Genomic DNA, 26487 nt, shown 5'->3' on the forward strand with positions numbered 1-26487 from the left:
CAGGGTCGCAGAGCTCTACGCCCCCCTGGATCGCTTCGCCGCTGACGCTCCCCGCAATGACGGCTGGCGGAAAGCTACATCCCCCTCACCCGCGGCCGACCCCTGGGCGCGAGCATCAGATGGGTCAGCGCCCAGACGAGCGCGTCGAGCCGGTCCGGCGAGCGCCCGCCTTCGAGCCCGCCCGGGCCGAAGGAACATATCTCGTCCTCCAGCTCGGGAAAGGCGCCGGCATGGCGTACCCGGCCCTGCGCATAGAGGGCCGCGACCGGCTCGGCGCGCAGATATTTGCCGCGCGTCGCCCGGACGGAGACGACCGGCACGCCGGCATCGACCTCGCGGATGACGCTCTCGACCATCTCGCCGCCCTGGTTGACCTCGACGACCAGCGCATCGGCCTCGTGGCGGCGATAGAGAGCGACCGCCTTCTCGGCCCATTCCTGCGGCCGGGCGCCGGCCATCGTCGCATCCTCCAGGACATGGCCGAGGCCGGCCTCGTCGATGCCGGCGACGACGAGGCCGCAACGGTCGGCCCGCTGCGAGGATGTCGCCGGCGGATCGACCGCGACCGCGATCCGGGCGAGCGGCGGATGCTGCCGCTCGCGGACGGCTTCCAGCATCGCCCGCGTCCAGAGCGCGTCGGGGCTCTCCTCGACGATCTCGCCGTCGAGCTCCTGCCGGCCGAGCCGGGTCCCGCCATAGGTTTCGGTGACGGCGCGGACGAATTCCGCCGCGAGATTGTAGCGGTTGTCCTGCGTCCTCGCCCGGCTGACGGCGATATGCGGCTCGACCAGCAGGCGCTTGAGCAACGGCACCGGGCGGGGCGTCGTCGTGATCACCTGCCGCGGCAGCTCGCCGAGGCGAAGGCCGAATTGCAGCATGTCCCAGCACTCCTGAAGATTCGGCCATTTCGCCAATTCGTCACACCAGGCGGCGCCGAATTGCGGCCCGCGCAGCCCCTCGGGGTCCTCGGCGGAGAAGACCTGCGCGATCGCCCCGTTGGGCCATTGCAGACGGCGCAGCGAAGGCTGCCAGACCGGCCGCTCCCAGCGCGTATGGATCGAGAGCAGCCCGGAGACGCCCTCGATCATCACATCGCGCACCTGCCCCTGCGTCTCGCCCACCAGGGCGATGCGATCCGTCCGCCTGCCGGCGAAAGGGGGATGGCCCAGAGCCATGCCCTTCACCCATTCGGCGCCGGTGCGGGTCTTGCCCGCGCCGCGCCCGCCGAGAACCAGCCAGACCGGCTTCCAGGGGGAAGGCGGCAACTGGTCGGGACGGGCCCAGATCGTCCACTGCGCCTTGATGACCTCGATCCAGTCAGGCGGAGCCGTCTCCGCCAGCCGCTTCAACAGCCTCACCCGCTCCGCCAGCGGCAAGGGCATCAAGGCGTCGAGCAAGCTCCTCACGGAGCTGTGCGACATGTCGCAGGCCGTCGGCGGCGGAGAGTTCATCCGTCTGCTTGTCCCTCTTCGCGCCCTGCGGCTCCTCGATCGCGACCAGCTCGCGCACCGTCCGCGCCAGCGTCGCCAGCGCCTTGGCGTCGGCCTCGCTCGCCGCCGTACCCTTAGGGAGATCGGCGAGGTGGTCCTCATGGGCGTCGAGCTGGCGCTTGGCCGCGCGCCAGAGCTGGCCCACCACCGCCTTGCGCGAGACCGCAGGCCGCCGCGGCTTCGGCGCCGGCGTTCCCCGCTGCGACGTGGCGCCGTCCTCTTCGGCCATGGTCTTCCGTCTCCGGATGGCAGCCGCGAAAAAGCCGCCGGCGGAGCGCGCGGCGGCTTCGTTCAAGGCATATTTCGTGAGCGTTCCCGATCTCTACAGGATCAGCGCCGCGATGTCAAGACAATATTCCTACAACCTTGAGGCGCAGTTCCGGGGATAAGTCAGACCTCTTCCTTCTCGACCCATTTATAGGTCGCGGCCGGGACATAGGCCGCCATCCGGTCGAGCAGGGTCGCGGGCTCCGTATCGGTCATCGCCATGGCGCGGTGCCCCTGCTTCAGGAAGCCCGCCTCGACCGTCCGGTCGAGGAAGGTCGCCAGCGGATCGTAGAAGCCGGCGACGTTGAGCAGGCCGAGCGGCTTGGCGTGGATGCCGAGCTGGCCCCAGGTCCAGATCTCGAACAGCTCCTCGAAGGTGCCGATGCCGCCGGGCATGGCGATGAAGCCCTCGGACAGCTCCGCCATCCTCGCCTTGCGCGTATGCATGGTGTCGACGACTTCGAGCCGGGTCAGCCCGACATGGCCGACCTCCTTGTCGCGCAGCGCCTTGGGAATGACGCCATGGACCTCGCCGCCGGCCTCCATCGCCGCATTGGCGACGACGCCCATCAGCCCGACGGCGCCGCCGCCATAGACCAGCGTCAGGCCGCGCCGGGCGATCTCGGCGCCCATGGCGCGGGCGCCGGCCGCATAGACGGGATCGTTGCCGGGATTGGAGCCGCAGAAGACACAGACCGATTTCATGAACCGAGAGCTTGCAGGATGCGGGCCCAGGAACGCTGGCCCTTGTGGAAGGAGGAGAGGTCGTATTTCTCGTTCGGCGAATGGACGCGGTCGTCGTCGAGGCCGAAGCCGACGAAGAGCGTGTCGATGCCGAGCGTGCGCTTGAAATCGCCGCCGACGGGAATCGAGCCGCCGCTGCCGATCGAGACCACGCGCCCGCCCCATTCGTCGGCGAGCGCCTTGCGCGCCTTCTGGAGCACCGGCGAATCCGGCGGCACCGCCAGCGCCGGCGAGCCGGAATGGCTGATGAATTCGGCGCTCACATCCTCCGGCAGGCGGTCGCGGACGAATTGCTGGAAGGCGGCGGCGATCCTGGCCGGGTCCTGGTCGCCGACGAGGCGGAAGGAGACCTTGGCCGAGGCCTGGCCCGGGATGACCGTCTTGCTGCCCTCCCCGGTATAGCCGCCCCAGATGCCGTTGACGTCGCAGGTCGGGCGCGACTGGATCTGCTCGATCAGCATGCGCCCCTTCTCGCCGATCGAATGCTTCAGGCCGACCTGGCCGAGGAAGTCCTTCTCGGTCAGGTCGAGATCGGCCCATTCCGCCTTCTGGGCATTGGTCGGCTCGTGCACGCCCTCATAGAAGCCGGGAACGGTGATGCGGCCGGTCTCGTCGTGCAGTTCGCCGAGGATCCGCGCCAGGATATGGATCGGGTTGGCGGCGGCACCGCCGAACAGGCCGGAATGCAGGTCGCGGTCGGCGGCGGTGAGCGTCACCTCCTGGTAGACCATGCCGCGCAGCGTCGAGGTGATCAGCGGCGTCTCGCGATCCCACATGCCGGTGTCGCAGATCAGCGCGTAATCGGCCTTGAGCTCGGCGGCATTGGCCTTGATGTAGCCCGGCAGGTTGACCGAGCCCGATTCCTCCTCGCCCTCGACCAGGATGGTCAGGCCGATCGGCAGGTCGCCGGTCTCCGCCAGCGTGGCGCGCACGGCCTCGATGAAGGTCATCACCTGGCCCTTGTCGTCGCAGGCGCCGCGCGCCGAGATGACCTTGCGGCCCGGCTCGATCTCGCGGAGGACGGGCTTGAACGGCTCCGTCTCCCAGAGGTTGAGCGGATCGACCGGCTGCACGTCGTAATGCCCGTAGAACAGCGCATGCGGCGCGCCGGGCTTGGGCCGATGCGCCAGCACGACCGGATGGCCGCCGGTCTCGCGCAATTCGGCCTTGAATCCCAGCTCCTCCAGATCGGCCCGGAGCCATTCGGCCGCCGCCCGCGTCTGGGCGTTGAAGGCCGGGTCGGTGCCGATCGACGGGATCTCCAGCCAGGAGGACAGGCGGTCGAGCGAAGCGTCGAGCCCGGCATCGAGACGGGCGAGGATTGCGGGGAGCTGGGACATGACGACCATCGGATGCGATTCTGATGACGGCATCATGGCAAGGGGCCGGGCCGGCGTCAGCCCCCGATCGCGCATTGCAGCCCGGCCCTCCGGCGATGCGCCATGACCGCATCTCGGCCCCGGCGCGCCCGGGCGCAGCCGCGCTCGCTGGCTCCATCGGCCGCGAATACGCGAGGCGGGCCGCGTCCCACCGCTCAATTGACAACGCTTCGCAACTGCATTGACAAGCTCCGTCGCGCCCCTATATTCCTTTCTTGCGAACAAGTTGCAGTAAAGTCGCGCCCATGCCTCAAGGCTCCCCGGATTCCCCCTCGATCTGGCTGAGATCGCGCGGCGAGCCCTCCCTCGCCGATGTCTTCCGCACGGTCTCGGTGGCGCCGACGGCCTCGTCCTGGCGCAAGTTCATCACCTTCCTCGGTCCGGGCTATCTGGTCGCGGTCGGCTATATGGACCCCGGCAACTGGGCGACCTCGCTCGCGGGCGGCGCGCAGTTCGGCTATACGCTGCTCACCGTCGCGCTCGTCTCCAACATCATGGCGGTGATCCTGCAATCGCTCTGCGCGCGGCTGGCGGTCGCGAGCGGGCGCGACCTCGCCCAGGCCTGCCGCGACGCCTATCCCTCCTTCATGGCCTGGCCGCTCTGGCTGCTGGCGGAGCTCGCGATCTGCGCCACCGACCTGGCCGAGGTCATCGGCACCGCCATCGGCCTCAACCTGCTCTTCGGCATCCCGCTCGAGATCGGCGTGCTGATCACCGGCCTCGACGTCTTCATCATCCTCTGGCTGCAGACCAAGGGCTTTCGCTGGGTCGAGGCCTTCATCATCACGCTTCTGGGCGTGATCGCGCTGTGCTTCGGCATCCAGATCGCGCTCGCCGATCCGAACTGGGGCGAGGTCATCCGCGGCTTCGCCCCGACCGCGGCGATCGTCACCGATCCGAACATGCTCTACATCGCGCTCGGCATCATCGGCGCGACGGTGATGCCGCACAACCTCTACCTGCATTCCGGCATCGTGCAGACGCGCGCCTATGGCCACACCCTGCCGGAGAAGCGCGAGGCGCTGAAATACGCCACGCTCGACTCGACCGTGGCCTTGACCTTCGCGCTGCTGATCAACGCCTCGATCCTGATCCTCGCCGCCGCGACCTTCCACAAGGCCGGGCAGCACGACGTCGCCGAGCTCGGCAAGGCGCAGGAACTGCTCCAGCCCCTGCTCGGCGCCTCGATCGCGCCCTCGCTCTTCGCCATCGCCCTGCTCTGCTGCGGCCTCAACTCGACCGTGACCGCGACCATGGCCGGGCAGATCGTGATGGAAGGCTTCCTGCGCCTGCGCCTCGCCGCCTGGCTCAGGCGGCTGGTGACCCGCCTGGTGGCTATCGTTCCGGCGATCGCCGTGACGCTGATCTATGGCGAGGGGCAGACGGCGAAGCTGCTGATCCTCAGCCAGGTGGTGCTCAGCCTGCAGCTCCCCTTCGCCGTGGTGCCGCTGGTCACGCTCACCGCCTCCAGGGCCAGGATGGGCGAGCTGGTGGCGCCGCGCTGGCTGACGGTCCTCGCCGCCATCGTCGCGGCGATCATCATCGTGCTCAACCTGAAGCTGATCTTCGACGTCGCCACGGGGGCGTGAACAGCGAGCACAAACGCCGTCATTCCGGGGCTTCGCGCAGCGAAGAGCCCGGAATGACGGCGTGGTTCTTGCGACCTACCGCTTCCCGGACATCGACCCCAGAATGCCGCGCAGGATCGCGGTCCCGACCTGCCGGCCGATCGAGGTCGCGGCCGAGCGTGCCGCCGAGGTAATGACCTTCTCGGCCATGCTCTGCGGCAGCGGGCCGCCGCGCGAGCCCGGGCCGGTCTTGGGCCGCTCGCGCGGCGCGCCGCCGCCGAGCCAGCCGCCGATTGTGTCGAGGATCCCGCCGCCGCCTTCCGTCGCCGCCTCGACGGGCGAGCCGTCCGGATTGAGGTTCTTGCGCTTCATCAGCACCTCATAGGCCGACTCGCGGTCGACCATCGTGTCGTACTTGCCCTTGAGCGCCGAGCCGTCGATGGCCTGCCGGCGCTGCTGCGGCGTGCAGGGGCCGACCTGGGCCATGGGCGGGGCGATCAGCGCGCGCTCGACGATCTCCGGCGAGCCCTTGCCTTCCAGCATCGAGACCAGCGCCTCGCCGACGCCGAGCTGGGTGATCGCCTGCTCGGTGTTGAGCTTGGGGTTCTGGCGGAAGGTCTCGGCGGCGGCGCGCACGGCCTTCTGGTCGCGCGGCGTGAAGGCGCGCAGCGCATGCTGGACGCGGTTGCCGAGCTGGGCCAGCACCGTATCGGGCACGTCGAGGGGGTTCTGCGTGACGAAATAGACGCCGACGCCCTTGGAGCGGATCAGGCGGACGACCTGCTCGACCGCCGTCAGCAGCGCCTTCGGGGCGCCGTTGAAGAGCAGATGCGCCTCGTCGAAGAAGAAGACGAGCTTGGGCTTGTCGAGGTCGCCGACCTCCGGCAACTGCTCGAACAGCTCGGAGAGCAGCCAGAGCAGGAAGGTGGCGTAGAGCCGCGGATTGTTCATCAGCTTGTCGGCGGCGAGGATGTTGACGATGCCGCGGCCGTCGCGGTCGGTCTTCATCAGATCGGCAATCTCCAGCGCCGGCTCGCCGAAGAAGAGGTCGCCCTTCTGGTTCTCCAGCACCAGCAAGGCGCGCTGGATCGTGCCGACGGTCGCCGGGCTGACATTGCCGTATTTCGTGGTCAAGTCCGAGGCGTTCTCGGCGATGTGGCTCAGGATCGCGCGCAGATCCTTGAGGTCGAGCAGCAGGAGCTTCTGCTCGTCGGCGATGCGGAAGGCGATGTTGAGCACGCCCTCAGCCGTATCGTTGAGATCGAGCAGCCGCGACAGCAGGAGCGGCCCCATCTCGGAGATGGTGGCGCGGACCGGGTGGCCCTGCTCGCCGAACACGTCCCAGAACACGGTGGTGAAGCGATCGGGCTCGTATTTGAGGCCGAGCTCCTTGGCCCGGTTGACGAAAGCGGGCTTGCCGTCGCCCGGCGCGACGATGCCCGAGAGGTCGCCCTTGATGTCGGCCGCGAAGACCGGCACGCCATGGCGGGCGAAGCCTTCCGCCATCACCTGCAGGGTCACGGTCTTGCCGGTGCCGGTCGCCCCCGTCACCAGCCCGTGACGGTTCGCCAGCTTCAGCAGGAGATTCTCCGGCTTGCCGCTCTTGCCGATCAGAATCGTACCGTCATCCGCCATTGCATCCGCCTATCGGGTTCCGAAGTGTCACAGCAAGGATGTAGCCAAACCCCGCCGGGGGCGGAAGCCCGGATCGGGTTTTCGCGAAAACCGCGCCCTCCTTCCGGGCCGGCGCGGAGGCAGTTGGAAACAGATCGTAAATATGTAAACTATTTTCGGAAGGCTTCGTGACGAAGCCGTTGGCGAGGGGTTCGACACCATGGAAGAATTGCTCACGCGCGTCGTGGCGGCGGCCGGCATCGACGAGAATCTGGCCCGCAAGGCGGTCGGCATCATCCTCGCCTTCCTGCAGAAGGAAGGCCCGGCCGGCGAGATCGGCCAGCTCATGGCGGCGCTGCCGGGCGCCCAGGAGCTCGCCGATGCCGAAGGCGGCGCCAAGGGCGGCATGCTCGGCGCCATCGGCGGGCTGATGGGCGGCGGCGGCGTGATGGCGCTGGGCGGCCAGCTCATGGGCGCCGGGCTCTCGATGGGCCAGATCCAGAGCGTCTCGAAGGAGATGTTCGCCGTCGGCCGCGAGAAGGCCGGGGAGGACGCGATGGGCGCCATCGTCGGCGCGATTCCGGGGCTCGGCCAGTTCGTCTGAGCCACGGGGCGCCGCGCGGTCCGCCTTCGAACACCGCCTTCGGGCGGTGTTCCTGTTTTCGCACGAGGCCGGCCCCGCATTTGCGCACCCAGGCTGCGACGAAGTAGGGATGGTCGTGCGCCTGCGCTCATGGCAATCAGCCTGTCGTCGCGGCACAGTGTGCGGGAAGGAGCCTCAGCGCGCATGAACACGGCTGCCCCATCCGAGCTTCCCTATCTCGACGCCTTTCCGGCGCCGTCGCGCGAAGCGTGGCGCGCGGCCGTGGACAAGGTGCTGAAGGGCGCCGATTTCGAGGAGAAGCTGGTGGGGCGCAGCGCCGACGGCATCCGCATCGAGCCGCTCTACGCCGCCGGCACCGGCGAGCGGGCCTTCAGGGCCGAGGCCGGACGCTGGCATGTCGCAGCGCGGCTCGACCACCCGCAGGCGGAGGAAGCGCAGGCCCTCGCCATCGCCGATCTCGAAGGCGGCGCGGACATGCTGACGCTCGCCTTCGCCGGCGCGCGCGCCGCGCGCGGCTACGGGCTCGTCGCGGACGACGTCGCGACGCTGGACCGGGCGCTCGACGGCGTGATGCTCGACCTCATCCGGCTCCGGCTCGACCCGGCGCCGCAGGGCCGGGTCAACGCGCTGATGCTCGCCGCCCTGATCGAGAAGCGCGGCCATGCGCCGGCCGAGCTCTCGCTGGAATTCGGCCTCGATCCGATCGGCGTCCTCGCCAGCCACGGCTCCTTCCCCGCCCCCTGGCCGGAGATCGGCCGCCGGCTGGCCAGCGTCATCGCGGCGCTGAAGCAGCGCGGCTTCAAGGGCCCCTTCATCACGGTCGACACGCGCCCCTGGCATGAAGCCGGCGCCAGCGAGGCCCAGGAACTCGGCGCCGCCCTGGCCACGGCCGTCGCCTATCTGCGCGCCCTGGAGGCGCGGGGGCTGACGCTGGCCGAGGCGCGCGACGCCATCGCCTTCACCCTCGTCGCCGATACCGACGAGTTCCTGACCGTGGCGAAGCTGCGCGCCGCCCGCCTGCTCTGGAACCGCGTGCAGCAGGCCTGCGGGCTCGCGCCGAAGCCTGCGACCATCCATGCCGAGACGGCCTGGCGCGCCCTGACCCGGCGCGACCCCTGGGTCAACCTGCTGCGCGGCACCATCGCCGCCTTCTCGGCCGGGGTCGGCGGCGCCGATTCGCTCGGCGTGCTGCCCTTCACCGCGGCCCTCGGCCTGCCGGACGCTTTCGCCCGCCGCGTGGCGCGCAACACCCAGCTCATCCTGCTGGAGGAATCCAATCTCTGGCGCGTCGCCGATCCGGCGGCCGGCGCGGGCGGCTTCGAGGCGCTGACCCAGGCGCTGTGCGAAGAGGGCTGGAGCCGCTTCCAGGATCTGGAACGCGAGCGTACGGATGATCTGCAAGGCGTGCTCGCCGGCCTCGCCAACGGCCATGTCCAACAGGGGCTCGCGCGCGAGCGGGCGGCGGCGGCCAGGGCGATCGCGACCCGGCGCAGCCCGATCACCGGCACGAGCGAGTTCCCGAACATCCGCGAAAACGCCGTCCCGGTCCTCGACGTCGCCCCGGTGGCGAAGAGCTCCGTCCGCCCGCAGGGCAGCATGACCGAGCGCAATCCCGGGGAGATCGTCAGGTCGCTCCTCGACGGCGCCAAGCGCGCCGAGGCCCTGATCCCGCCGAGCCATGTCCAGGCCGTCGACGCCCTGCCCTCCTACCGGCTCGCCGAGCCGTTCGAGGCCCTGCGCGACAAGGCCGACGCGCTGCCGCAACGCCCGGCCGTCTTCCTGGCGACGCTGGGCAGCATCGCCGCCTTCACGGCGCGCGCCGGCTTCGCCCGCAACCTGTTCGAGGCCGGCGGCTTCGCCGCGCCGAGCGGCGACGGCTTCGCCCCGGACGGCGCGACCGATCTCGACGCGCTGGTCGGCGCCTTCCGCGATTCGGGCGCGAGGCTCGCCTGCCTGTGCGGCTCCGACGACGCCTATGCCGAGGAAGGCGCCGCCGCGGCCGAGGCGCTGGCCCGGGCCGGCGCGACGGTCTGGCTCGCCGGGCGCCCGGCCGAGAGCGAGGCTCTGAACAAGGCCGGCGTCTCGTCGTTCATCTTCGTGGGCTGCGACGTGGTCGAGACGCTCGAACGCGCGCACGCCATCGCGAACGCTTGACCGGAGACGCGCAGTGACCGCCATCGCCCTCACCATCGCCGGCTCGGATTCCAGCGGCGGCGCCGGTATCCAGGCCGATCTGAAGACCTTCGCGGCGCATGAGGTCTACGGCGCCAGCGTGATCGTCGCCCTGACGGCGCAGAACACGAAAGGCGTCAGCGCCATCCACGCCGTGCCGCGCGCCTTCGTCTCCCGGCAGATGGACGCCGTCTTCGAGGATCTCGACATCGGCGCGGTCAAGATCGGCATGCTCGCGACGGTGGAGCTGATCGAGACGGTCGCGGCCGGGCTCCAGAAGCACAAGGCCAGGAACATCGTGCTCGATCCGGTGATGATCGCGGCTTCCGGCGCCCGCCTCCTTGAGCGCGAGGCCGTCCAGGCGATCCGCCGCCACCTGTTCCCGCTCGCGACCCTGATCACGCCGAACCTGCCCGAGGCGGCCGCCCTGCTCGAATCCAGCGCCGCCGAGACGGATGAGGCGGTGGAGGAGCAGGCGGACAGGCTGGCGGCGCTGGGAGCGGCGAATGTCCTGATCAAGGGCGGCCACGGCCATGGCGAGGTCAGCAGCGACCTGCTCCTGCTCGCGGGCGGCAAGCGCCAGCGCTTCAACGCGCCGCGGCTGGCGACCCGCAACACCCACGGCACCGGCTGCACCCTGTCCTCGGCGATCGCCGCCAATCTCGCCAGGGGCCAGCCGCTGCCCGAGGCGCTTGGCAACGCCAAGAGCTATATTTCGGCCGCCATCGCCGCCGCGGACCAGGTTCCGGTTGGCCATGGCCACGGACCGGTGCATCATTTCCATCACTGGTGGGGCAAGGGTCAGCACCCATGACCGACGGGAGCCAGCCATGACCGCGATCCCGGATTTCACGAAGCTCGCCTTCGCCGGCGCCGGAGCCCCGGCGCGGACGCCCCTGCCGCAAGGCGATTCCTGGCGGACGCCGGAGGACATCCCGGTGAAGCCGGCCTATGGGCCGGATGACCGCGCCGGCCTGCCCTTCGTCGAGACGCTGCCGGGCATCGCGCCCTATCTGCGCGGCCCCTACCCGACGATGTACGTCAACCAGCCCTGGACGATCCGGCAATATGCCGGATTCTCCACGGCGGAGGATTCCAACGCCTTCTACCGGCGCAATCTCGCCGCCGGGCAGAAGGGGCTCTCGGTCGCCTTCGATCTCGCCACCCATCGCGGCTATGATTCCGACCATCCGCGCGTCGCCGGCGATGTCGGCATGGCCGGCGTCGCGATCGACTCGATCTACGACATGCGCACGCTGTTCTCCGGCATCCCGCTCGACCAGATGAGCGTGTCGATGACGATGAACGGCGCGGTGCTGCCGGTGCTGGCGCTCTACATCGTCGCGGCGGAAGAACAGGGGGTGCCGCAGGCCAAGCTCTCCGGGACCATCCAGAACGACATCCTCAAGGAGTTCATGGTCCGCAATACCTATATCTATCCGCCCTCGCCCTCGATGCGGATCATCGGCGACATCTTCGCCTTCACCTCGGCGAACATGCCGAAGTTCAATTCGATCTCGATCTCCGGCTATCATATGCAGGAGGCGGGAGCGACGCAGGACCTGGAACTCGGCTACACGCTGGCCGACGGCGTCGAATATATCCGTGCCGGACAGCGGGCGGGCCTCGGCGTCGATATCTTCGCGCCGCGGCTGTCCTTCTTCTGGGCGATCGGCATGAACTTCTTCATGGAAATCGCCAAGATGCGCGCCGCCCGGCTGATCTGGGCCAAGCTCGTCAAGGATTTCGGCGCGCAGAACGAGAAGTCCCTGCCGCTGCGCACCCATTGCCAGACTTCGGGCTGGTCGCTGACGGCGCAGGACGTGTTCAACAACGTGCCGCGCACGATGATCGAGGCGATGGCGGCGACGCAGGGGCACACCCAGTCGCTGCACACCAACGCCCTCGACGAGGCGCTGGCGCTGCCGACCGACTTCTCCGCCCGCATCGCCCGCAACACCCAGATCCTGCTCCAGCAGGAGAGCGGCACGACGCGGATCATCGACCCCTGGGGCGGCTCCTATTACGTCGAGCGATTGACGGCGGAGCTCGCCGAAAAGGCCTGGGGCCATATCCAGGAGGTCGAGAAGCTCGGCGGCATGGCCAAGGCGATCGAGGCCGGCATCCCGAAGCTGCGCATCGAGGAAGCCGCGGCGAAGACGCAGGCGCGCATCGATGCCGGCCAGCAGGCGATCATCGGCGTCAACTGCTACAAGCCCGACAACGAAGCCGCGATCGAGGTGCTGAAGGTCGACAATGCCGCCGTGCGCGCCCAGCAGCTCGACAAGCTCAGGCGCCTCAAGGCCGAGCGCGACGAGAGCGAGGTGCAGGCCGCACTGACCGCGCTCACCAACGGCGCGGCCGGCAACGGCAATTTGCTCGACCTCGCGGTCAAGGCCGCGCGGGCCAAGGCGACGGTCGGCGAGATCTCGCTGGCGATGGAGCAGGTGTTCGGGCGCCACCGGGCCGAGATCAAGGCGATCTCGGGGGTCTACAAGCGGGAGGTCGGCGAGATGAATCCAGCCGTCACGCGCGTCCAGTTGATGTGCCAGGACTTCGAGGAGGCGGACGGGCGCCGCCCGCGCATCCTCGTCGCCAAGATGGGGCAGGACGGGCACGACCGCGGCCAGAAGGTGATCGCCTCGGCCTTCGCCGATCTCGGCTTCGACGTCGATATCGGCCCGCTCTTCGCGACGCCCGAGGAAGCGGCGCGGCAGGCGGTCGAGAACGACGTGCATATCGTCGGCGTCTCCTCGCTCGCGGCGGGGCATCTGACGCTGGTGCCGGAATTGAAGGCGGCGCTCGCCAAGGCGGGCCGGCCCGACATCATGATCGTGGTCGGCGGCGTCATCCCGCCGCAGGATTTCGAGGCGCTGATCGAAGCCGGCGCCTCGGCGATCTTCCCGCCCGGCACCGTCATCGCCGATGCGGCCGAAAAGCTGCTCCAGGAGCTCAATGCGCGGCTGGGCTACGTCCAGAAAACGGCGGCAGAATAGCATCCGAAAAAAGGCGGGCGCTGCCCGAGGGCCGCGCCCGCCCCATGATTACGACCGGCGTGGCGACACTTACCGCCAGCCGTAACCATAGCTGGAACGCGGCGCAGGCGGCCGCATGCCAAAATCGTTGGAATAGCGATGCCAGCGGCGCTGGCCCCAGAAGCCGTGCACGGCCGGCGGCGCCGGGCGCCAGCCATAATCGTAGACCGGCCGCTCATGGCGGCGCTCGTAGCGGCCGCCGAAGGCCTGTGCCTCGCCCGCGCCGGCCAGGGCCGAGGCTGCGAGCACCGCGCCGCCGAGAGCAAGCGCGGCAAAACCGATCCGGGCACGATGGCCGAGCATGGTCGATATCCTGTTCCGGCGGGACAATTCCTCGCCACGGCACGGATATTCGCAGGCCCCGGCTGAACGGGTTTTGAGGACGCCGTTCAGCTCCCGTTTAGCGTATCGGACTGAATATCGTATTCAGTCCGATACGCTCGCTCCTTGATTTTGCATCGGCTTTTCCCGAAAACCGCGTTCCACTTTTCGGGCCGATGCTTTAGCCGGCGGAAAGCTGTTCGCGCTTGAGCAGGAGCGAGGCGCCGACCACGACGACCGCGACGGCCCCGATCATGATCGTGCAGGCGGCGTTGATCTCCGGCGAGACGCCGAGCTTGACCGCCGAATAGAGCCGCATCGGCAGCGTGGTCGCGCCCGGGCCGGTGGTGAAGCTCGCCACCACGAGGTCGTCGAGGGAGAGGGTGAAGGCGAGCATCCAGGCCGCCGCCACCGCCGGCCAGATCAGCGGCAGCGTCACCGTCCAGAAGGTGACGAAGGGCGTCGCGCCGAGATCCTGCGCCGCCTCCTCCAGCGAGCGGTCGAAGCCGGCCAGCCGTGCCTGCACGACGATGCAGGCGAAGCCGAGGCTGAAGGTGGCGTGGGCGACGGTCACGGTCCAGAAGCCGCGCTCGACATCGGCCGCCACGAAGAGCAGCAGCAGCGAAAGCCCCGTCACCACCTCCGGCATGACCAGCGGCGCCAGCACCATGCCTGAGAACAGCGTGCGCCCAGGAAAGCGGCCGTGGCGGGTGAGCGCGAGCGCGGCCAGCGTGCCGAGCGCGGTCGCCAGCGTCGCCGAGACCACGCCGAGGCGGATCGAGAGCCAGGCGGCGTCGAGCAGCGGCTCGTTCGCCATCAGCGCGCCGTACCAATGCGTCGAGAAGCCGCCCCAGACCGTGACCAGCCGCGAGGCGTTGAAGGAATAGGCGATCAGCGTGACGATCGGCAGATAGAGGAAGGCGAAGCCCAGCATCAGCGCCAGGATGAGGCCGGGACCGAGGCGCTTCATGCCGCCATCTCCCGCCGCAGGCGCGCCCGCTGGAGCAGCACCAGCGGCAGGACGAGGACGACGAGCAGCACCACCGCCACAGCCGAGGCCAATGGCCAGTCGCGGTTCGAGAAGAACTCGCTCCACAGCACCTTGCCGATCATCACCGTATCGGGGCCGCCGAGCAGGTCGGGGATGACGAACTCGCCCACCGCCGGGATGAAGACCAGCGCCGCGCCGGCGAGGATGCCGGGCAGCGAGAGCGGCAGGGTCACGGTCAGGAAGGCGGTCAGAGGCCTCGCGCCGAGATCGGCCGCCGCCTCCAGCAGGCCGCGGTCGAGCTTCTCCAGCGTGGCGAAGAGCGGCAGCACCATGAAGGGGAGGTAGGAATAGACCATGCCGATCAGCACGGCGGCCTCGGTGTTGAGCAGGCGCAGCGGCTCGCCCTCGAAGCCGAGCGACGCGAGCGCGGCGTCGAGCAGCCCGTCCGGCCTCAGGATGCCGATCCAGGCGTAGACGCGGATCAGGAAGGAAGTCCAGAAGGGCAGGATGACGAGCACCAGCAGCAGCCCGCGCCAGCGCGGCGGCGCCGATGCCATGGCATAGGCCAGCGGATAGCCGATCGCGAGGGCGGCGAGCGTCGTCATCGCCGCCAGCCGCAGCGAATAGAGATAGCTCTGCCAGTAGAGCGGGTCGTCTGCGAGCAGGCTGAAATTCGCCAGATCGAGCTGCGACAGGAAATCGCCGAGCCGGGCGAGGCCTTCCCAATGCGGCGCATAGGGCGGCAGCGCCGTCGCCGCCTGCGAGAAGGCCATGCGCAGCACGATGGCGAAGGGCGCGAGGAAGAACAGCGCGAGCCAGAGATAGGGCACGATCACGACGAGCCGGCGGAGACCGGCCAGATGAGTTGGCCCAGCACTCATGCCCGCACTCCGCCGACATTCCGGGGCAGGCCGCGGGCCCGAGCCCGGAACCCATGAACACGACGCCGAGAGTAGAAGCGGTACTCGCCGTACCCCTTTCGGGCCGCACAGCGGATATGGGTTCCGGGCTCGCCGCTCCGCGGCGCCCCGGAATGACGGAGGTGTTTCCGTCCCTCCCTCACGGCGGCAGCACCACGCCGGCCTCGACGTCCCAGGAGAGCCAGACCGTGTCGTCCCAGGCGAAGGGGCGCGCGAGCCGGCGGGTGCGGTTGGCCAGCGCGACCTTGACGAGCTGGCCCCCTTCCCGGTCCTCGCCCTGCCCGCCGATCATCACCTGGATCATGGTGAAATCGCCGAGATAGCCGATGTCCCAGATCTCGCCGGCGACCTTGTTGACGGCCTGGGGCGGCTCGTCATGGGCGATCTCGATCTTCTCCGGCCGGATGCCGATGAGCAGGGCCTCGCCGGCTTTCAGCGCCGGCGCGTCCTCGTCCAGCTCGACCGTGCCGAGCCGCGGAACCCGCGCCCGGACGATCTCGCCGTCGATCGCCTCGGCGCGCCCCTCGAAGATATTGATGTCGCCGACGAACTCGGCGACGTGGCGGTTGGCCGGCGCCTCGTAGATCACGTCGGGCGGGCCGATCTGCACGAGCTTGCCATGGTCCATCACCGCCATGCGGTCGGCCATGGTCATCGCCTCGTCCTGGTCGTGGGTCACGACCATGAAGGTGAGGCCGAGCTCGCTCTGCAGATCCATCAGCTCGAACTGGGTCTGTTCGCGCAGCTTGCGGTCGAGCGCCGCCATCGGCTCGTCGAGCAGCAGGAGCTTCGGCCGCTTGGCGAGCGAGCGGGCGAGCGCGACGCGCTGGCGCTGGCCGCCGGAGAGCTGGTGCGGCTTGCGCCCGCCGAAGCCGGAGAGCTTGACCAGCGCCAGCATCTCCTCGACGCGGCGCGCGATCTCGGCGCGCGGCAGCCCCTCGCGCTTCAGGCCATAGGCGATGTTGCCCGCGACGCTGAGATGCGGGAACAGCGCATAGGACTGGAACATCATGTTGATCGGTCTTAAGTGCGGCGGCACGGCGGTGATGTCCTGCCCGTCGAGCAGGATCGTGCCGGCATCCGGCGTCTCGAAGCCGGCGAGCATGCGCATCAGCGTGGTCTTGCCGCAGCCGGACGGCCCCAGCAGGGCGAAGAACTCGCTCGGGTAGAGCGAGAGCGACAGGTCGCCGACGGCCGTGACGTCGCCGAAGCGCTTGGTCACGCCCTGGAACGCGACCAGCGGCCTCGCCGCCGGGTCGTTCCAGGGCTGGAAAGCCCGGCGCACGCTGCCGGGCGACGTCTTCTTCATGGTGCCGCGCCCTGTCCGGAGCCGTCCGCTTCGCGAGGTTTACTGACCGGCCTTTTCAATTGCCGGCCTTTTCACTTGCCGGTCTTGACGCGCGTCCACAGCCGGTTGACCAGGCGCTGCGCCTTCTGGTCGTAAGGCGTGATCGTATAGAGCAGCTTCATCACCTCGTCCGAGGGGTAGATGCCCGGATTGTCGCGCACGGCGGCGGAGAGGAGCGGCTTCGAGGCGATGTTGCCGTTGGCGTACTGGATGAAGTCCGAGTTCTTCGCCGCCATCTCGGGCCGGTTGACGAAGTCGATGAACTTCAGCGCGGCATCGACATTGCCGGCATCCTTCGGGATCACGAAGGAATCGAACCACATCAGCGCGCCCTCCTTCGGGATGGCATAGGCGAGCTCGACGCCGTTCTTGGCCTCCTCGGCACGCTTCTTGGCCTGCAGGATGTCGCCCGAATAGCCGACGGCGAGGCAAATGTCGCCGTTCGCCAGCGCGTTGATGTATTCGGAGGAGTGGAACTTCTGGATATAGGGCCTGATCTTGCGCAGCAACTCGCCGGCCTTGTTGAGATCGGCCTCCTTCTTCGAATCCGGGTCGAGGCCGAGATAGCGCAGCGCCGCCGGGAACATCTCCTCGGTCGCGTCCAGCACATGGACGCCGCAATTGGAGAGCTTCTTGAGCTGCTCCGGCTCGAAGACGATCTTCCAGCTATCGACCACCGCATCGGGGCCGAGCCGCTCCTTGATCTTGGCGACGTTGTAGCCGATCCCCGTGGTGCCCCACATGTAGTTCACGGCGTAGGTGTTGCCGGGGTCGTATTTGGCGAGCCGGTTCTGGATCTCGGGCCAGATGTTCCTGAGATTCGGCACCTTGGCCTTGTCGACCGGCTGATAGAGCCCGAGCGGGATATGGCGCGGCAGGAAGGAGGCGGTGACGACGATCAGGTCATAGCCGGTCTTGCCGGCGAGAAGCTTGGTCTCGACCGTCTCCATCTGGTCGAAGGTGTCGTAGACGACGGTGATCCCGGTTTCCTTCTTGAAGGCGTCGAGCACCTCGGGATCGACATAGTCGGACCAGTTGAAGATCCGCAGTTGCTTGTCCTGTGCCGCGGCCGGCGCGGCGAGAAGTCCCAATCCGATCGCGCAGGCCGCGATCGCCTCGGTCAGTCGTTTCGTCGTCTTACCCAATCTGCCCCTCCATCACGCTCAGGCGCGCGCACGCTATCAGCTTTCCCTTCGGCATCAACATGCCGATTGATAAGCCGGACGGTCACGCACAGGCATGACGGAGAAGGCAGAAACGGCGCCGCGAAGCCGGCCGAAGCGCGGTTGCGGGGCGTGCAAATCCCGCGACGGCGCCCCGGCCGGACGGCCCGTTGGCTTCACACCGCCTCGAAGGCCTGGGCCAGATCCGAGATCAGATCCTCGATGTTCTCGATGCCGACCGAGATGCGGATCAGGGCGTCGGTCAGGCCGATCTCCTCGCGCAGTTCCCTGGCGACGCCGGAATGGGTCATGGCGGCGGGATGGGAGACCAGCGTCTCGGTGCCGCCGAGGCTGACCGCGAGCTTCATGATCTGGAGGTTGTCGAGCAGCGCGAAAGCCTCCTTCTCGCCGCCCTTGACGTCGAAGGCGAAGGTCGAGCCGGGCTCGACGCATTGCCGGTCGAAGACGGCCTTGCGCGGATCGCCCGCCTTGAGATTGCCGAGATAATGCACCTTCGCCACCTTGGGATGGCTCTCCAGGTAATCGGCGACGAGCCTCGCATTCTCGTTGGCGCGGCTCATGCGGATGTCGAGCGTCTCCAGCGAGCGCATCAGCATCCAGCAGGAATTCGGATCGAGCTGCGTGCCGAGCGAGCCGCGCCAGCCCTTGACCTGCCGGACCAGCGCCTCGGAACCGCTGATCGAGCCGCCGACGAGGTCGGAATGGCCGCCGACATATTTGGTCAGCGACAGCAGGGTGAGGTCGGCGCCGAGCTTCAGCGGCTTCTGGTATTTCGGGCCGAGCAGCGTGTTGTCGACCACGACCGGCGGGCGGTGGCCCTGCGACCGGCCGAGTTCGTCGGCGATCTGCTTGCAGGCGGCCAGGTCGACCAGCCCGTTGGTCGGGTTGGCCGGGGTCTCGACCAGAATCATCGCGACGCGGCCCTTGGCGGCGGCGGCCTCGGCGACCGCCCGCATCTGCGTCACGTCGAGCCCGTCGGTGAAGCCAAAGGGGGTGATGCCGAAGGCGCCCATCTGGTTCTTCAGCAGCGTCTCGGTGCCGCCATAGAGCGGGCGCGAATGGATGATGGTGTCGCCGGGGCGCAGGAAGGCGAAGCAGGTCGTCGCGATCGCCGCCATGCCGGAGGCGAAGACGGCGCATTTCTCGGCCTCGTCCCAGATCGCCAGGCGATCCTCGAGGATCTCCATGTTCGGGTGGTTGAAGCGGGAATAGACGAGGCCGGATTTCTCGCCCGGCCGGAGCTGGCGGCGCCCCGCCGTCAGGTCGAAGAAGTCCTTGCCCTGCTGGGCGTTCTCGAAGACGAAGGTCGAGGTCAGGAACACCGGCGGCTTCAGCGAGCCTTCCGACATGGCCGGCGAATAGCCGAATCCCATCATCAGCGTCTCGGGATGCAGCTTGCGGTTGGCGATCCGGTCCTTGTGATAGCTGTCGTTGCTCATGGCTGTCCTCCTTGGCCCGTCGTTTGCTGCGGCCCGGCATGTCGTGCTGCGGACAGGATAATCCCGCATCGGCGCGATTGCTTGGTCGAACACACTCGCGTTACCGTCATCCGCGCAGGTTTCTGCTTACTATTCCTCCTCACGGAGCATATGATGCTCGACACGATCGACCGCCGCATTCTCGCCCTGCTCCGGGAGGACGGGCGGATCACCAATCAGGAGCTGTCGCAGCGGGTCGGTCTGTCGCCGACGCCCTGCCTGCGCCGGCTGAAGCGGCTGGAGGAGACCGGCGTCATCCAGGGCTATACAGCGGTCGTCGATCCCAAGGCCTATGGGCTGCCGTTCAGCGTCTTCGTCTCGGTGCGGCTCATCCAGCAGAACCAGGAGCACATCGCCGAGTTCGAGAAGGCGATCGAGAGCTGGAGCGAGGTCGCCGAATGCTACCTGATGACCGGCTCGCAGGACTATCTGCTGCGCGTCGTCACCGACGGCATCGAGGGCTATGAGCGCTTCCTCAAGCAGAAGGTGACCCGGCTGAAATGCATCCAGTCGGTCGAGTCGAATTTCGCGCTGGCGACGATCAAGAAGGGCGCCGGCCTGCCGCCGATCTGACGCCGCTCAGGGCCCGAGCAGCTCGGGCGCGGCGGCCCGGGCCATCCGCTTCTGCTGATGCGCCACGCCCGGCACGACGACCTCGCGCCATTCGGGGGTCAGGCCGAGCCGGGCGGCCGCCGCCCGGATATCCGCCATGAAGCGCCTGCCGCGCGCGAAGCGGGTCGCCCCCTGCTCCTCGGCGCCCGGCGATCGGTTGAGTTCGCGATGGGCCGGATTGATGTCGCGATCCCCCAGCATCACCGTGACATGCTTGCCGAGCGCAGCGCGCAGGGTCGCGTCGGTCGCCGGCGTGCCGCCCAGCGAATAGGGATAGGCGAAGCCTCCCGCCGCGGCCGCGTCGAGCGGGAGCGTGTAATAGCCGGCATTCGCGGCGACGGCCTTCGAGAAGCGGGCCTGCGGCATCAGCAGCGCCATGCGGTGGACGAACTGCCCGCCGGCCGAATGGCCGAAGAGCCTGTAGCCCGCGCCTTCCGCACGGCCCGCCGCCCGCGCCGCGTCGAACAGCCTTTCGACAATGCCGAAGGTCCATTTCGTCCGGTCCGGCTCGCCGCGCGCATTGCCCTGCTGGAAAAGCCGCCCGGAGAACCGCGCCTTGTCGAAACGCGGCGCGGCGACGAGCACGCCGTGGCGTTCCGCCGCCGCGACCCAGTCGTCCCGCGACCGCGCCGCATCGCGGCCGTTGCCATGGATCACGATCAGCAGCGGGCATGGCCGGGCCGCGCAGGCCTCGGGCGTATAGGTCTCGACCTGGATCGCCTGCCAGACGGGGTCGTCGAATGTCCATTCGCCCCGCCCCGCAGCCGCGAAGAGCCCCTGCCCCTGCGCCGCGGCGGCCGAGGGGCCGAGCCATGCGACCAGGCCGAACAGCGCCGGAGCGAGGCGCAGGGCGGCCCGCATTCAGCTCTCGCCGCGGTCCATGGCGCGGCGCACGACCTGCGTGACCTCGCTGTCGGAGAGGAAGAGGTCGTGCCGCAGCAGGCTCCAGCCGCGGCCGGCCGTATCCGCCACGCGGATGCCGAGCGCGTCGAGGCGCGCGCGGTCGGCCGCCCCCGCCCGCGCCACGCCGCCGGCGATGCGGGCCGAGACGGCGAGCGCCCGGTCGCCGGGATCGATGATCACGGTCATGCGCCTGGCCAGCGGGCCGATCCGCTTCACCGTCTGCTCGAAGGCGTCGATGTCGACATCCGGCGAGGCCAGGACGACCGAGCCGATCCGCGCATAGACCTCCGGGGAATCGCGCAGCTCCCGCAGCCCTTCCAGGGTGAGGAAGGTGCCCATCGAATGCGCCACGATGTGGATGCGCCCGATGGTCGGGTTGGCGACCAGTGCCCGCAGCGTCTCGACGAAGCCGTCGCGCGACCAGAGCGCGCTTTCGCGGTCATAGGCGTAGTCGAGCAGCTTGCCGCCCGAGGGCCAGGTGAAGAGCGCCGTGCGGCCCTGGAAGGCGAGCGAATGCGACAATTGGCCGGCGCTGCGCACGGCCGATTCGAAGCTCTCATTGTAGCCGTGGACATAGAGCAGCACGTCGCGGCCGTTCGCCGCGTTCGAGAATACGCGGGCCGCGTCGGTCGTGGTCTCGCGCTCGATGCCGAGGATCGCCCAGTCGCCGCTGACGGCCGAGGAGACGCGCCCGGCGATGCCCCGTCCCGGCGGCGAGAGCCGGACCTCGGCGAAGGTCAGCGGGCCGCGATCGGTGCCGAAATAGGGGGCGGCGTTGCCGGTCGATTGGCGCGTGGTCATTACCAGCAGCCGCGGATCCTTGCCGAGGGCCGACAGGTCGGCCCGCTCCGGCACCGAAAACGGCGAGACGGTCGCCTCGCTTTGCGCACAGGCCGCCAGCCCCAATGGCAGCAGGGCGGCCAGGCCCAGGGAGAGGCGGGAGAAGTCGCGCCTTGTGACAGGCATGGAAGCGGGTGTCCGGGTCAATCGCAGGAGGCCGATCAGGAGAATGCCGCCTTAAAGGCAGGCCAACGCGGCCAGAATGCGGCGAAGCGGCCGGGCGGGCGCAAAAACGGCCCGGCCGTGCCCGCGCGGTCACATCAACGGCCGCCGGAGATGATCGTGACCGGGGAGACCACCAGCCCGACGGTCGAGCCGACCGTGCCGACGACCCCGCCGGCGATGTCGCCCAGCCTGTCGCCGAGCTGCGGTCCCGCGAAGCCGATGCCCCTGTCCGCCCTCAGCCGGTTGCCGATGAGCTGCACCACCTTCGGCGAGGAGGCGAACTTGGCGTGGTTCAGGCTGTCGCCCGAGGAGACTTCGGAGAGGTCGATGATGCGCGCGCCGAGCTTCTCCAGCGAGGCGATCGTCTCCGTGTCCTTGGCGGAGACGGCGCCGAGCCGGGTCTTGTCGCCGGCGAAGCGGCGCGAGAAGTCGAGCGCCCGGTCGTCGGCCGAGACGAAGACCGTCACCGGCCGCCGGATCACGTTCATCAGGGTCTTGAACAGGTCGAGATCGACGTCGGGCGCGGCGAGCATGACGTCGCGCAGCTTGCCGCCGAAGGTGCCGTCGCCGCGGATCGCGGCCTGGCGCAGGGTCTCGAGCGTCAGGATCGTGCCCATCGAATGGGCGAGGATGTCCATCCGCCCCGGGCCAATGTCGCGGGCGATGCCGCGCAGGTTGGCCTCGAGGAAGTCGCGGGAGTAGTAGGCGCTCTCGCGATCGTAGGGATAGGCGAGGAGCTGGCCGCGCGAGGGCCAGGAGAACAGCACCGGAACGCCCTTGAAGCCGGAATCGTAGACGATCTGCGCGAAACGGTAGACCGCATCGGCGAAATTGGTGTTGTAGCCATGGACGAAGACCAGGACGTCGCGCTGGCCCGCCGGCCGGCGCATGATGTCCCGGCGGACGTCGGCCACGACAGGGGCGAGGTCGAGCCGCTCGATATTGGTCGCGGTGAAGTGCTTGGCCGGGTCGCCGGGCCCCGAATCCGGCAGCTCCAGCTCGCCGGGTCTGTGGCTGCGCGGCACGGTGATCTCGAGCTTGGCGAAAGCCAGCTTCGGCGCGCGCTCGCCGTCGAAATAGACCGGCGCGGCCGAGGCCTCGCGCGTCGTGGCGACGTAGATCTCGACCTTGCCGGCGATGTCCTGCCGCGGCGCCTGGCTGATCTCCAGCACGCGCGGCGCGGCGCAGGCCGCCAGCAACAGCGGCGCGAGCAACGCCAGAAAAAGCCCCCGAAGCCACGTCGTCACGCCGGTCATCGCCCTGTCGTCTCATCGAATCGACGAATGTTCAAGATGCCACCGTGACAGCTTCACGACAGAGGCGCGGTGGCGGGGCGCCTTGCCGCCGGCCCGACCGGCTTGCTAACTGGCGTCATGGTCGACACCGCCTCCCGCCACGAAACGCTGGCCGACGCCATCCTGGCCGGCGAACGCGCCGCCCTGGCGCGCGCCATCACGCTGGCCGAATCGCGCCGGCCCGACCATCGCGAGCTGGCCCGCGCGCTGATCCAGCGCCTGCTGCCCCGGACGGGCGGCGCGATCCGGGTCGGAATCACCGGCGTGCCCGGCGTCGGCAAATCGACCACCATCGACGCGCTGGGCAGCTATCTGACGGCGCAGGGCCACAAGGTCGCGGTGCTGGCCGTCGATCCCTCCTCGACCCGCACCGGCGGCTCGATCCTTGGCGACAAGACGCGGATGGCCCGGCTCTCGGTCGATCCGCACGCCTATATCCGCCCCTCGCCCTCCTCCGGCACGCTCGGCGGCGTCGCGGCGAAGACGCGCGAGACGATGCTGCTCTGCGAGGCGGCGGGCTTCGACGTCATCCTGGTGGAGACGGTCGGCGTCGGCCAGTCCGAGACGGCGGTGGCCGACCTCACCGACTTCTTCCTGGTGCTGATGCTGCCCAATGCCGGCGACGAATTGCAGGGCATCAAGAAGGGCATCATCGAGCTCGCCGACATGATCGCCGTCAACAAGGCCGACGGTCCCGGCGCCACGGCGGCGCGGGCGGCGGCCGCGCAGTACAAGGCCGCGCTGCATATCCTGGCGCCGGCCTCGCCGCTCTGGTCGACCCCGGTCGTCACGATTTCGGGCCTCACCGGCGAAGGGCTCGACGCGATGTGGAGCAGGATCGAGGAGCATCATCGCCGCTTCGGCGAGAAAGGCCTCGTCGCGCGCAAGCGCCGCCAGCAGGACGTGAAATGGATGTGGGCGATGGTGCAGGACCGGCTGCAGGCCAAGCTCAGGAACGATCCCGGGCTGAAGGCGCGGACACCGGCGCTCGAGGCCGCCGTGGCCGCCGGCTCGCTCGCCCCGACGGCGGCGGCCGAGGAGATCGCCAGCGCCCTGGGGCTGTGACCGGCATGGGCGGCCGATCGTCCCGATCCGGGACAATCGGGTTGGCCCGCTCCTTGATGGCGCCGGAACAGGAGGCAGCATGAACCCGTCCCGCCGTCATCTCCTGGCCGCCGGCCTCTGCGGCGCGGTTTCGCTGCGCCTGCCGGCGCAGGCGCAATCCCGCGGTCCCGCGGCCGCGCCGCTCGGCCAGCTCGGGCTCGACGCGACCCAGTTCGGCCTGCGGCCCGGAGCGGGCGAGGACCAGTCGCAGCGCCTCCAGGCCGCGCTCGGCGAGGCGGCGAAACGCTCGGCTCCCCTGCTGCTGCCGCCGGGCCGCTACCGCGTCGGCAAGGTCGCGCTGCCGGACGGGGCGCGCCTCGTCGGCGTGCCGGAGGCGACCCGGCTGGTGACGGCCGATGGCGGGCCGATCCTGATCGCGCGCCATCTCGGGCGGGCGAGCCTCTCCGGCCTCGTGCTGGACGGGCTCGACATCCCCTCCCCGCAGCGCTCCGCCCTGCTCGAAGCCGACGCCGTCGGCGCGATCACGGTCGCGGATCTCGTCTTCGTCAATGCCGGCTCGGTCGGGATGACGCTGAACCGCTGCGGCGGGAGCATCGGCGCGAGCAGCTTCCGGAAGATGCGGGACGCCGCCCTGTTCTCGCTGGATTCGCGCGGGCTGGCGATCGAGGGCAACGCCGTCGAGGATTGCGGCAACAACGGCATCCAGATCTGGCGCGGCGAGGCCGGGGACGACGGCTCGATCGTCCGGGGCAACCGGGTCGAGCGCATCCGCGCCGATGCCGGCGGCGACGGGCCGAACGGCAACGGCATCAGCCTCTATCGTGCGGGCGGTGTCGTGATCGAGGGCAACCAGCTACGCGACTGCGCGATGACCTTCATCCGCAACAATTCGGGCTCCGGCGTGCAGATGCTGGGCAATCAGGGCCGCCGCTGCGGCGAGACGGCGCTCTACTCGGAGTTCGCCTTCGAGGGCGCGATCATCGCCAACAACCTGGTCGAGGATTGCGCGCAGGGCGCCAACATCACCAATCTCGACCATGGCGGACGGCTCGCCGTCTTCGCCAACAACATCATCCGCAATGCGCGCAAGGCCGTCGCCCCGAACGGCAAGGAGCCCGTCGGCGGGCTCGGCGTCCATGTCGAGGCGGAGGCCGCCGTGACCGGCAACGTCATCGAGAACGCCAGCGAGACCGGCATCTCGCTGGGCTGGTCCTGGGGCATGCGCAACCTCGCCGCGACCGGCAACATCGTGCGCAAGGCGGGCATCGGCATCTCGGTCTCGCTGGTGCCGAAGGAGCGCAACGCCCTCATCGCCAACAACGTCATCGCCGAAGCCCGCAACGGCGCCGTGGTCGGCACCGAATACGGCAAGCCCGTCACCGGCGACCTGACCAGGGCCCCGGACGCGCGGGCGGCCGGCGTCCGGGTCGAGAACAACGCGGTCAGTTAGCGGCCGGCGCCCTCACCCGCCCGACCTCGATGCCGTTCCAGTTCTTCAGGACGGCCTCGCGCAGCGGCGCGAAGGCCGCCTGCGTCGGCTCGTCCATCGGCAGGAAGCGGCCGAGCAGCGCCGCCAGCGCGACCTCGGCGGCCCGGCCGGCCCCGTCGTCGCATTTGAGCGCGAGCCCCAAGCCCAGCTCCGGCAGGGCCGCGCAATAGACGCCTTCCGCGCCGGTCTTGGTGAAGGCGCGGGCGCCGAGCAGGCCCATCAGCCGCGTGTCGAAGCGGTCGGTACCGGCCACCATGAAGGGGTGGGCCGCCGCGGCGGCGCGGATGCGGGCGGCCGCCCGCGCCCGGGCGGGGCCGAGCCCCCGGCCGCTGCCGAGCCGGGCGAAGCCGAGCGCCAGCGCCTTGAGCGGGACGGCATAGGAGGGGATGGAGCAGCCGTCGATGCCCATGCGCTCGCCGGTATGGGCCGCGCCGGTCACCTCCTCCAGCGCGCCGCGCACGGCCTGCTGGACGGCATGATCCGGCTTCACATAGCCGGCGGGATCGGCGTCGAGCCCGCAGGACAGGCAGACGAAGCCGGCATGCTTGCCGGAACAGTTGTTGTTGAGCGCGCTGGGCTCGCCCCCCGCTATCGCCAGCGCCCGCGCCGCCGCCTCGTTCATCGGCCAATGCGCGCCGCATTCGAGGCAGCCGGCGTCCCGCCCGGCCTTCCGCAGCATGGAAAGCGAGGTCTGCGCATGAAGCGGCTCGCCGGAATGGGAGGAAACGGCGAGCGCGATCTCCGCCTCGGTCAGCCCGTAGCGGTCGGCGGCGCCGCTCTCCAGCAGCGGCAGCGCCTGGATCGCCTTGACCGCCGAACGCGGGAAAACGGGGCGCTCGACATCGCCCGCCGAGAACACGACGCCGCCATCGGCATCGACGACGATCGCCGAGCCGCGGTGGCGCGATTCCACGGTGTTGCCGCGCGTGACTTCGGCGAGGACGGGATTTTCCATGACGGCCTCCGCAGCCCGGCTGGCGGGCGCATCGCTTTTGCCGCCGGC

23 protein-coding genes are annotated in these 26487 nt (G+C 69.4%); 8 read left to right on the top strand and 15 right to left on the bottom strand.

The features are described from left to right. Nucleotides 1–74 precede the first annotated feature (74 nt). The 4 genes from ACWH43_RS16095 to ACWH43_RS16110 all read right to left on the bottom strand — a co-directional run bounded on the left by ACWH43_RS16095 (nucleotide 75) and on the right by ACWH43_RS16110 (nucleotide 3841). The gene (locus ACWH43_RS16095; protein ID WP_260348063.1) at nucleotides 75–1382 is read right to left on the bottom strand and encodes a DNA-packaging protein; all 1308 of its coding nucleotides are present in this window, start codon (nucleotides 1380–1382) and stop codon (nucleotides 75–77) included. Beyond that, entirely contained in the window at nucleotides 1318–1785 is a 468-nt protein-coding gene (locus ACWH43_RS16100) for a hypothetical protein (protein ID WP_158445193.1), read from the bottom strand. Before ACWH43_RS16100 ends, ACWH43_RS16095 begins: the two co-directional genes overlap by 65 nt. 95 nt (nucleotides 1786–1880) lie before the next feature. After that, nucleotides 1881–2462: an LOG family protein gene (locus tag ACWH43_RS16105; protein ID WP_158445194.1), complete on the bottom strand. Its 582-nt coding sequence runs from the start codon at nucleotides 2460–2462 to the stop codon at nucleotides 1881–1883. After that, the gene (locus tag ACWH43_RS16110; protein WP_158445195.1) at nucleotides 2459–3841 is read right to left on the bottom strand and encodes a dipeptidase; all 1383 of its coding nucleotides are present in this window, start codon (nucleotides 3839–3841) and stop codon (nucleotides 2459–2461) included. Before ACWH43_RS16110 ends, ACWH43_RS16105 begins: the two co-directional genes overlap by 4 nt. Before the next feature lie 284 nt (nucleotides 3842–4125). Between ACWH43_RS16110 and ACWH43_RS16115 the strand changes: the two genes are divergently transcribed. After that, complete coding sequence (locus ACWH43_RS16115) at nucleotides 4126–5469, top strand: Nramp family divalent metal transporter (RefSeq protein WP_158445196.1); 1344 nt, start codon at nucleotides 4126–4128, stop codon at nucleotides 5467–5469. Between the two features lie 75 nt (nucleotides 5470–5544). Here the strand turns inward: ACWH43_RS16115 and ACWH43_RS16120 are convergent, their stop codons facing one another. Next, nucleotides 5545–7083: a helicase HerA-like domain-containing protein gene (locus ACWH43_RS16120; RefSeq protein ID WP_158445197.1), complete on the bottom strand. Its 1539-nt coding sequence runs from the start codon at nucleotides 7081–7083 to the stop codon at nucleotides 5545–5547. Between the two features lie 199 nt (nucleotides 7084–7282). Here ACWH43_RS16120 and ACWH43_RS16125 point away from each other — a divergent pair, with 199 nt between their 5' ends. From ACWH43_RS16125 to scpA, 4 genes are all read left to right on the top strand, one after another. After that, a complete protein-coding gene (locus ACWH43_RS16125) occupies nucleotides 7283–7666 on the top strand; it encodes a DUF2267 domain-containing protein (RefSeq protein WP_158445198.1) in 384 nt (127 codons plus the stop codon). Nucleotides 7667–7849: 183 nt separating this feature from the next. Further along, entirely contained in the window at nucleotides 7850–9820 is a 1971-nt protein-coding gene (locus ACWH43_RS16130) for a methylmalonyl-CoA mutase subunit beta (protein WP_158445199.1), read from the top strand. Nucleotides 9821–9833: 13 nt separating this feature from the next. Continuing rightward, nucleotides 9834–10652, top strand: coding sequence for a bifunctional hydroxymethylpyrimidine kinase/phosphomethylpyrimidine kinase (thiD, locus tag ACWH43_RS16135; RefSeq protein ID WP_158445200.1), 819 nt, complete (start codon nucleotides 9834–9836; stop codon nucleotides 10650–10652). A 16-nt stretch (nucleotides 10653–10668) separates the two neighbouring features. Next, complete coding sequence (gene scpA, locus ACWH43_RS16140; protein WP_158445201.1) at nucleotides 10669–12834, top strand: methylmalonyl-CoA mutase; 2166 nt, start codon at nucleotides 10669–10671, stop codon at nucleotides 12832–12834. Nucleotides 12835–12903: 69 nt separating this feature from the next. Here the strand turns inward: scpA and ACWH43_RS16145 are convergent, their stop codons facing one another. From ACWH43_RS16145 to ACWH43_RS16170, 6 genes are all read right to left on the bottom strand, one after another. Beyond that, nucleotides 12904–13176: a hypothetical protein gene (locus tag ACWH43_RS16145; protein WP_158445202.1), complete on the bottom strand. Its 273-nt coding sequence runs from the start codon at nucleotides 13174–13176 to the stop codon at nucleotides 12904–12906. 199 nt (nucleotides 13177–13375) lie between these two features. Further along, nucleotides 13376–14164, bottom strand: coding sequence for an ABC transporter permease (locus ACWH43_RS16150; RefSeq protein WP_158445203.1), 789 nt, complete (start codon nucleotides 14162–14164; stop codon nucleotides 13376–13378). After that, nucleotides 14161–15066, bottom strand: coding sequence for an ABC transporter permease subunit (locus ACWH43_RS16155; protein WP_158445204.1), 906 nt, complete (start codon nucleotides 15064–15066; stop codon nucleotides 14161–14163). Before ACWH43_RS16155 ends, ACWH43_RS16150 begins: the two co-directional genes overlap by 4 nt. Before the next feature lie 178 nt (nucleotides 15067–15244). Continuing rightward, a complete protein-coding gene (locus tag ACWH43_RS16160) occupies nucleotides 15245–16414 on the bottom strand; it encodes an ABC transporter ATP-binding protein (protein ID WP_158445205.1) in 1170 nt (389 codons plus the stop codon). A 71-nt stretch (nucleotides 16415–16485) separates the two neighbouring features. Beyond that, complete coding sequence (locus tag ACWH43_RS16165; RefSeq protein WP_311734780.1) at nucleotides 16486–17598, bottom strand: polyamine ABC transporter substrate-binding protein; 1113 nt, start codon at nucleotides 17596–17598, stop codon at nucleotides 16486–16488. A gap of 194 nt (nucleotides 17599–17792) precedes the next feature. Then, nucleotides 17793–19076: a cystathionine gamma-synthase family protein gene (locus ACWH43_RS16170; RefSeq protein ID WP_158445206.1), complete on the bottom strand. Its 1284-nt coding sequence runs from the start codon at nucleotides 19074–19076 to the stop codon at nucleotides 17793–17795. A gap of 153 nt (nucleotides 19077–19229) precedes the next feature. On the opposite strand from ACWH43_RS16170, the gene ACWH43_RS16175 reads away from it, so the two are divergent. Then, nucleotides 19230–19688, top strand: coding sequence for an Lrp/AsnC family transcriptional regulator (locus ACWH43_RS16175; protein WP_260348024.1), 459 nt, complete (start codon nucleotides 19230–19232; stop codon nucleotides 19686–19688). A gap of 6 nt (nucleotides 19689–19694) precedes the next feature. On the opposite strand, the gene ACWH43_RS16180 is transcribed toward ACWH43_RS16175, so the two are convergent. The 3 genes from ACWH43_RS16180 to ACWH43_RS16190 all read right to left on the bottom strand — a co-directional run bounded on the left by ACWH43_RS16180 (nucleotide 19695) and on the right by ACWH43_RS16190 (nucleotide 22882). Next, nucleotides 19695–20588, bottom strand: a complete 894-nt coding sequence (locus ACWH43_RS16180) for an alpha/beta hydrolase-fold protein (RefSeq protein WP_158445208.1) — start codon at nucleotides 20586–20588, stop codon at nucleotides 19695–19697. Next, on the bottom strand, nucleotides 20589–21596 hold the full coding sequence (locus ACWH43_RS16185) for an alpha/beta hydrolase (protein ID WP_158445209.1): 1008 nt from the start codon (nucleotides 21594–21596) through the stop codon (nucleotides 20589–20591). It lies immediately after the preceding gene. Between the two features lie 134 nt (nucleotides 21597–21730). Further along, nucleotides 21731–22882 (bottom strand): alpha/beta hydrolase, encoded by a 1152-nt coding sequence (locus tag ACWH43_RS16190; protein ID WP_260348025.1) that lies wholly within the window; start codon nucleotides 22880–22882, stop codon nucleotides 21731–21733. A 126-nt stretch (nucleotides 22883–23008) separates the two neighbouring features. On the opposite strand from ACWH43_RS16190, the gene meaB reads away from it, so the two are divergent. After that, nucleotides 23009–23995 (top strand): methylmalonyl Co-A mutase-associated GTPase MeaB, encoded by a 987-nt coding sequence (gene meaB, locus ACWH43_RS16195; RefSeq protein ID WP_158445222.1) that lies wholly within the window; start codon nucleotides 23009–23011, stop codon nucleotides 23993–23995. 79 nt (nucleotides 23996–24074) lie between these two features. Next, complete coding sequence (locus ACWH43_RS16200) at nucleotides 24075–25445, top strand: TIGR03808 family TAT-translocated repetitive protein (RefSeq protein ID WP_158445211.1); 1371 nt, start codon at nucleotides 24075–24077, stop codon at nucleotides 25443–25445. Here the strand turns inward: ACWH43_RS16200 and ACWH43_RS16205 are convergent. Then, a complete protein-coding gene (locus tag ACWH43_RS16205) occupies nucleotides 25438–26439 on the bottom strand; it encodes an asparaginase (protein ID WP_158445212.1) in 1002 nt (333 codons plus the stop codon). The two genes, ACWH43_RS16200 and ACWH43_RS16205, sit on opposite strands and share 8 nt — an antisense overlap. Between the last annotated feature and the right edge of the window lie 48 nt (nucleotides 26440–26487).

Source organism: Allobosea minatitlanensis, from assembly GCF_964020775.1.

Bases quoted from the DNA above. Each gene is read 5' to 3' on its own strand.
- ACWH43_RS16095 (WP_260348063.1), bottom strand. From the start codon at position 1,382: ATGCCCTTGCCGCTGGCGGAGCGGGTGAGGCTGTTGAAGCGGCTGGCG.
- ACWH43_RS16105 (WP_158445194.1), bottom strand. From the start codon at position 2,462: ATGAAATCGGTCTGTGTCTTCTGCGGCTCCAATCCCGGCAACGATCCC.
- ACWH43_RS16110 (WP_158445195.1), bottom strand. From the start codon at position 3,841: ATGTCCCAGCTCCCCGCAATCCTCGCCCGTCTCGATGCCGGGCTCGAC.
- ACWH43_RS16115 (WP_158445196.1), top strand. From the start codon at position 4,126: ATGCCTCAAGGCTCCCCGGATTCCCCCTCGATCTGGCTGAGATCGCGC.
- ACWH43_RS16120 (WP_158445197.1), bottom strand. From the start codon at position 7,083: ATGGCGGATGACGGTACGATTCTGATCGGCAAGAGCGGCAAGCCGGAG.
- ACWH43_RS16125 (WP_158445198.1), top strand. From the start codon at position 7,283: ATGGAAGAATTGCTCACGCGCGTCGTGGCGGCGGCCGGCATCGACGAG.
- ACWH43_RS16130 (WP_158445199.1), top strand. From the start codon at position 7,850: ATGAACACGGCTGCCCCATCCGAGCTTCCCTATCTCGACGCCTTTCCG.
- scpA (WP_158445201.1), top strand. From the start codon at position 10,669: ATGACCGCGATCCCGGATTTCACGAAGCTCGCCTTCGCCGGCGCCGGA.
- ACWH43_RS16145 (WP_158445202.1), bottom strand. From the start codon at position 13,176: ATGCTCGGCCATCGTGCCCGGATCGGTTTTGCCGCGCTTGCTCTCGGC.
- ACWH43_RS16150 (WP_158445203.1), bottom strand. From the start codon at position 14,164: ATGAAGCGCCTCGGTCCCGGCCTCATCCTGGCGCTGATGCTGGGCTTC.
- ACWH43_RS16155 (WP_158445204.1), bottom strand. From the start codon at position 15,066: ATGAGTGCTGGGCCAACTCATCTGGCCGGTCTCCGCCGGCTCGTCGTG.
- ACWH43_RS16160 (WP_158445205.1), bottom strand. From the start codon at position 16,414: ATGAAGAAGACGTCGCCCGGCAGCGTGCGCCGGGCTTTCCAGCCCTGG.
- ACWH43_RS16170 (WP_158445206.1), bottom strand. From the start codon at position 19,076: ATGAGCAACGACAGCTATCACAAGGACCGGATCGCCAACCGCAAGCTG.
- ACWH43_RS16175 (WP_260348024.1), top strand. From the start codon at position 19,230: ATGCTCGACACGATCGACCGCCGCATTCTCGCCCTGCTCCGGGAGGAC.
- ACWH43_RS16180 (WP_158445208.1), bottom strand. From the start codon at position 20,588: ATGCGGGCCGCCCTGCGCCTCGCTCCGGCGCTGTTCGGCCTGGTCGCA.
- ACWH43_RS16185 (WP_158445209.1), bottom strand. From the start codon at position 21,596: ATGCCTGTCACAAGGCGCGACTTCTCCCGCCTCTCCCTGGGCCTGGCC.
- meaB (WP_158445222.1), top strand. From the start codon at position 23,009: ATGGTCGACACCGCCTCCCGCCACGAAACGCTGGCCGACGCCATCCTG.
- ACWH43_RS16200 (WP_158445211.1), top strand. From the start codon at position 24,075: ATGAACCCGTCCCGCCGTCATCTCCTGGCCGCCGGCCTCTGCGGCGCG.
- ACWH43_RS16205 (WP_158445212.1), bottom strand. From the start codon at position 26,439: ATGGAAAATCCCGTCCTCGCCGAAGTCACGCGCGGCAACACCGTGGAA.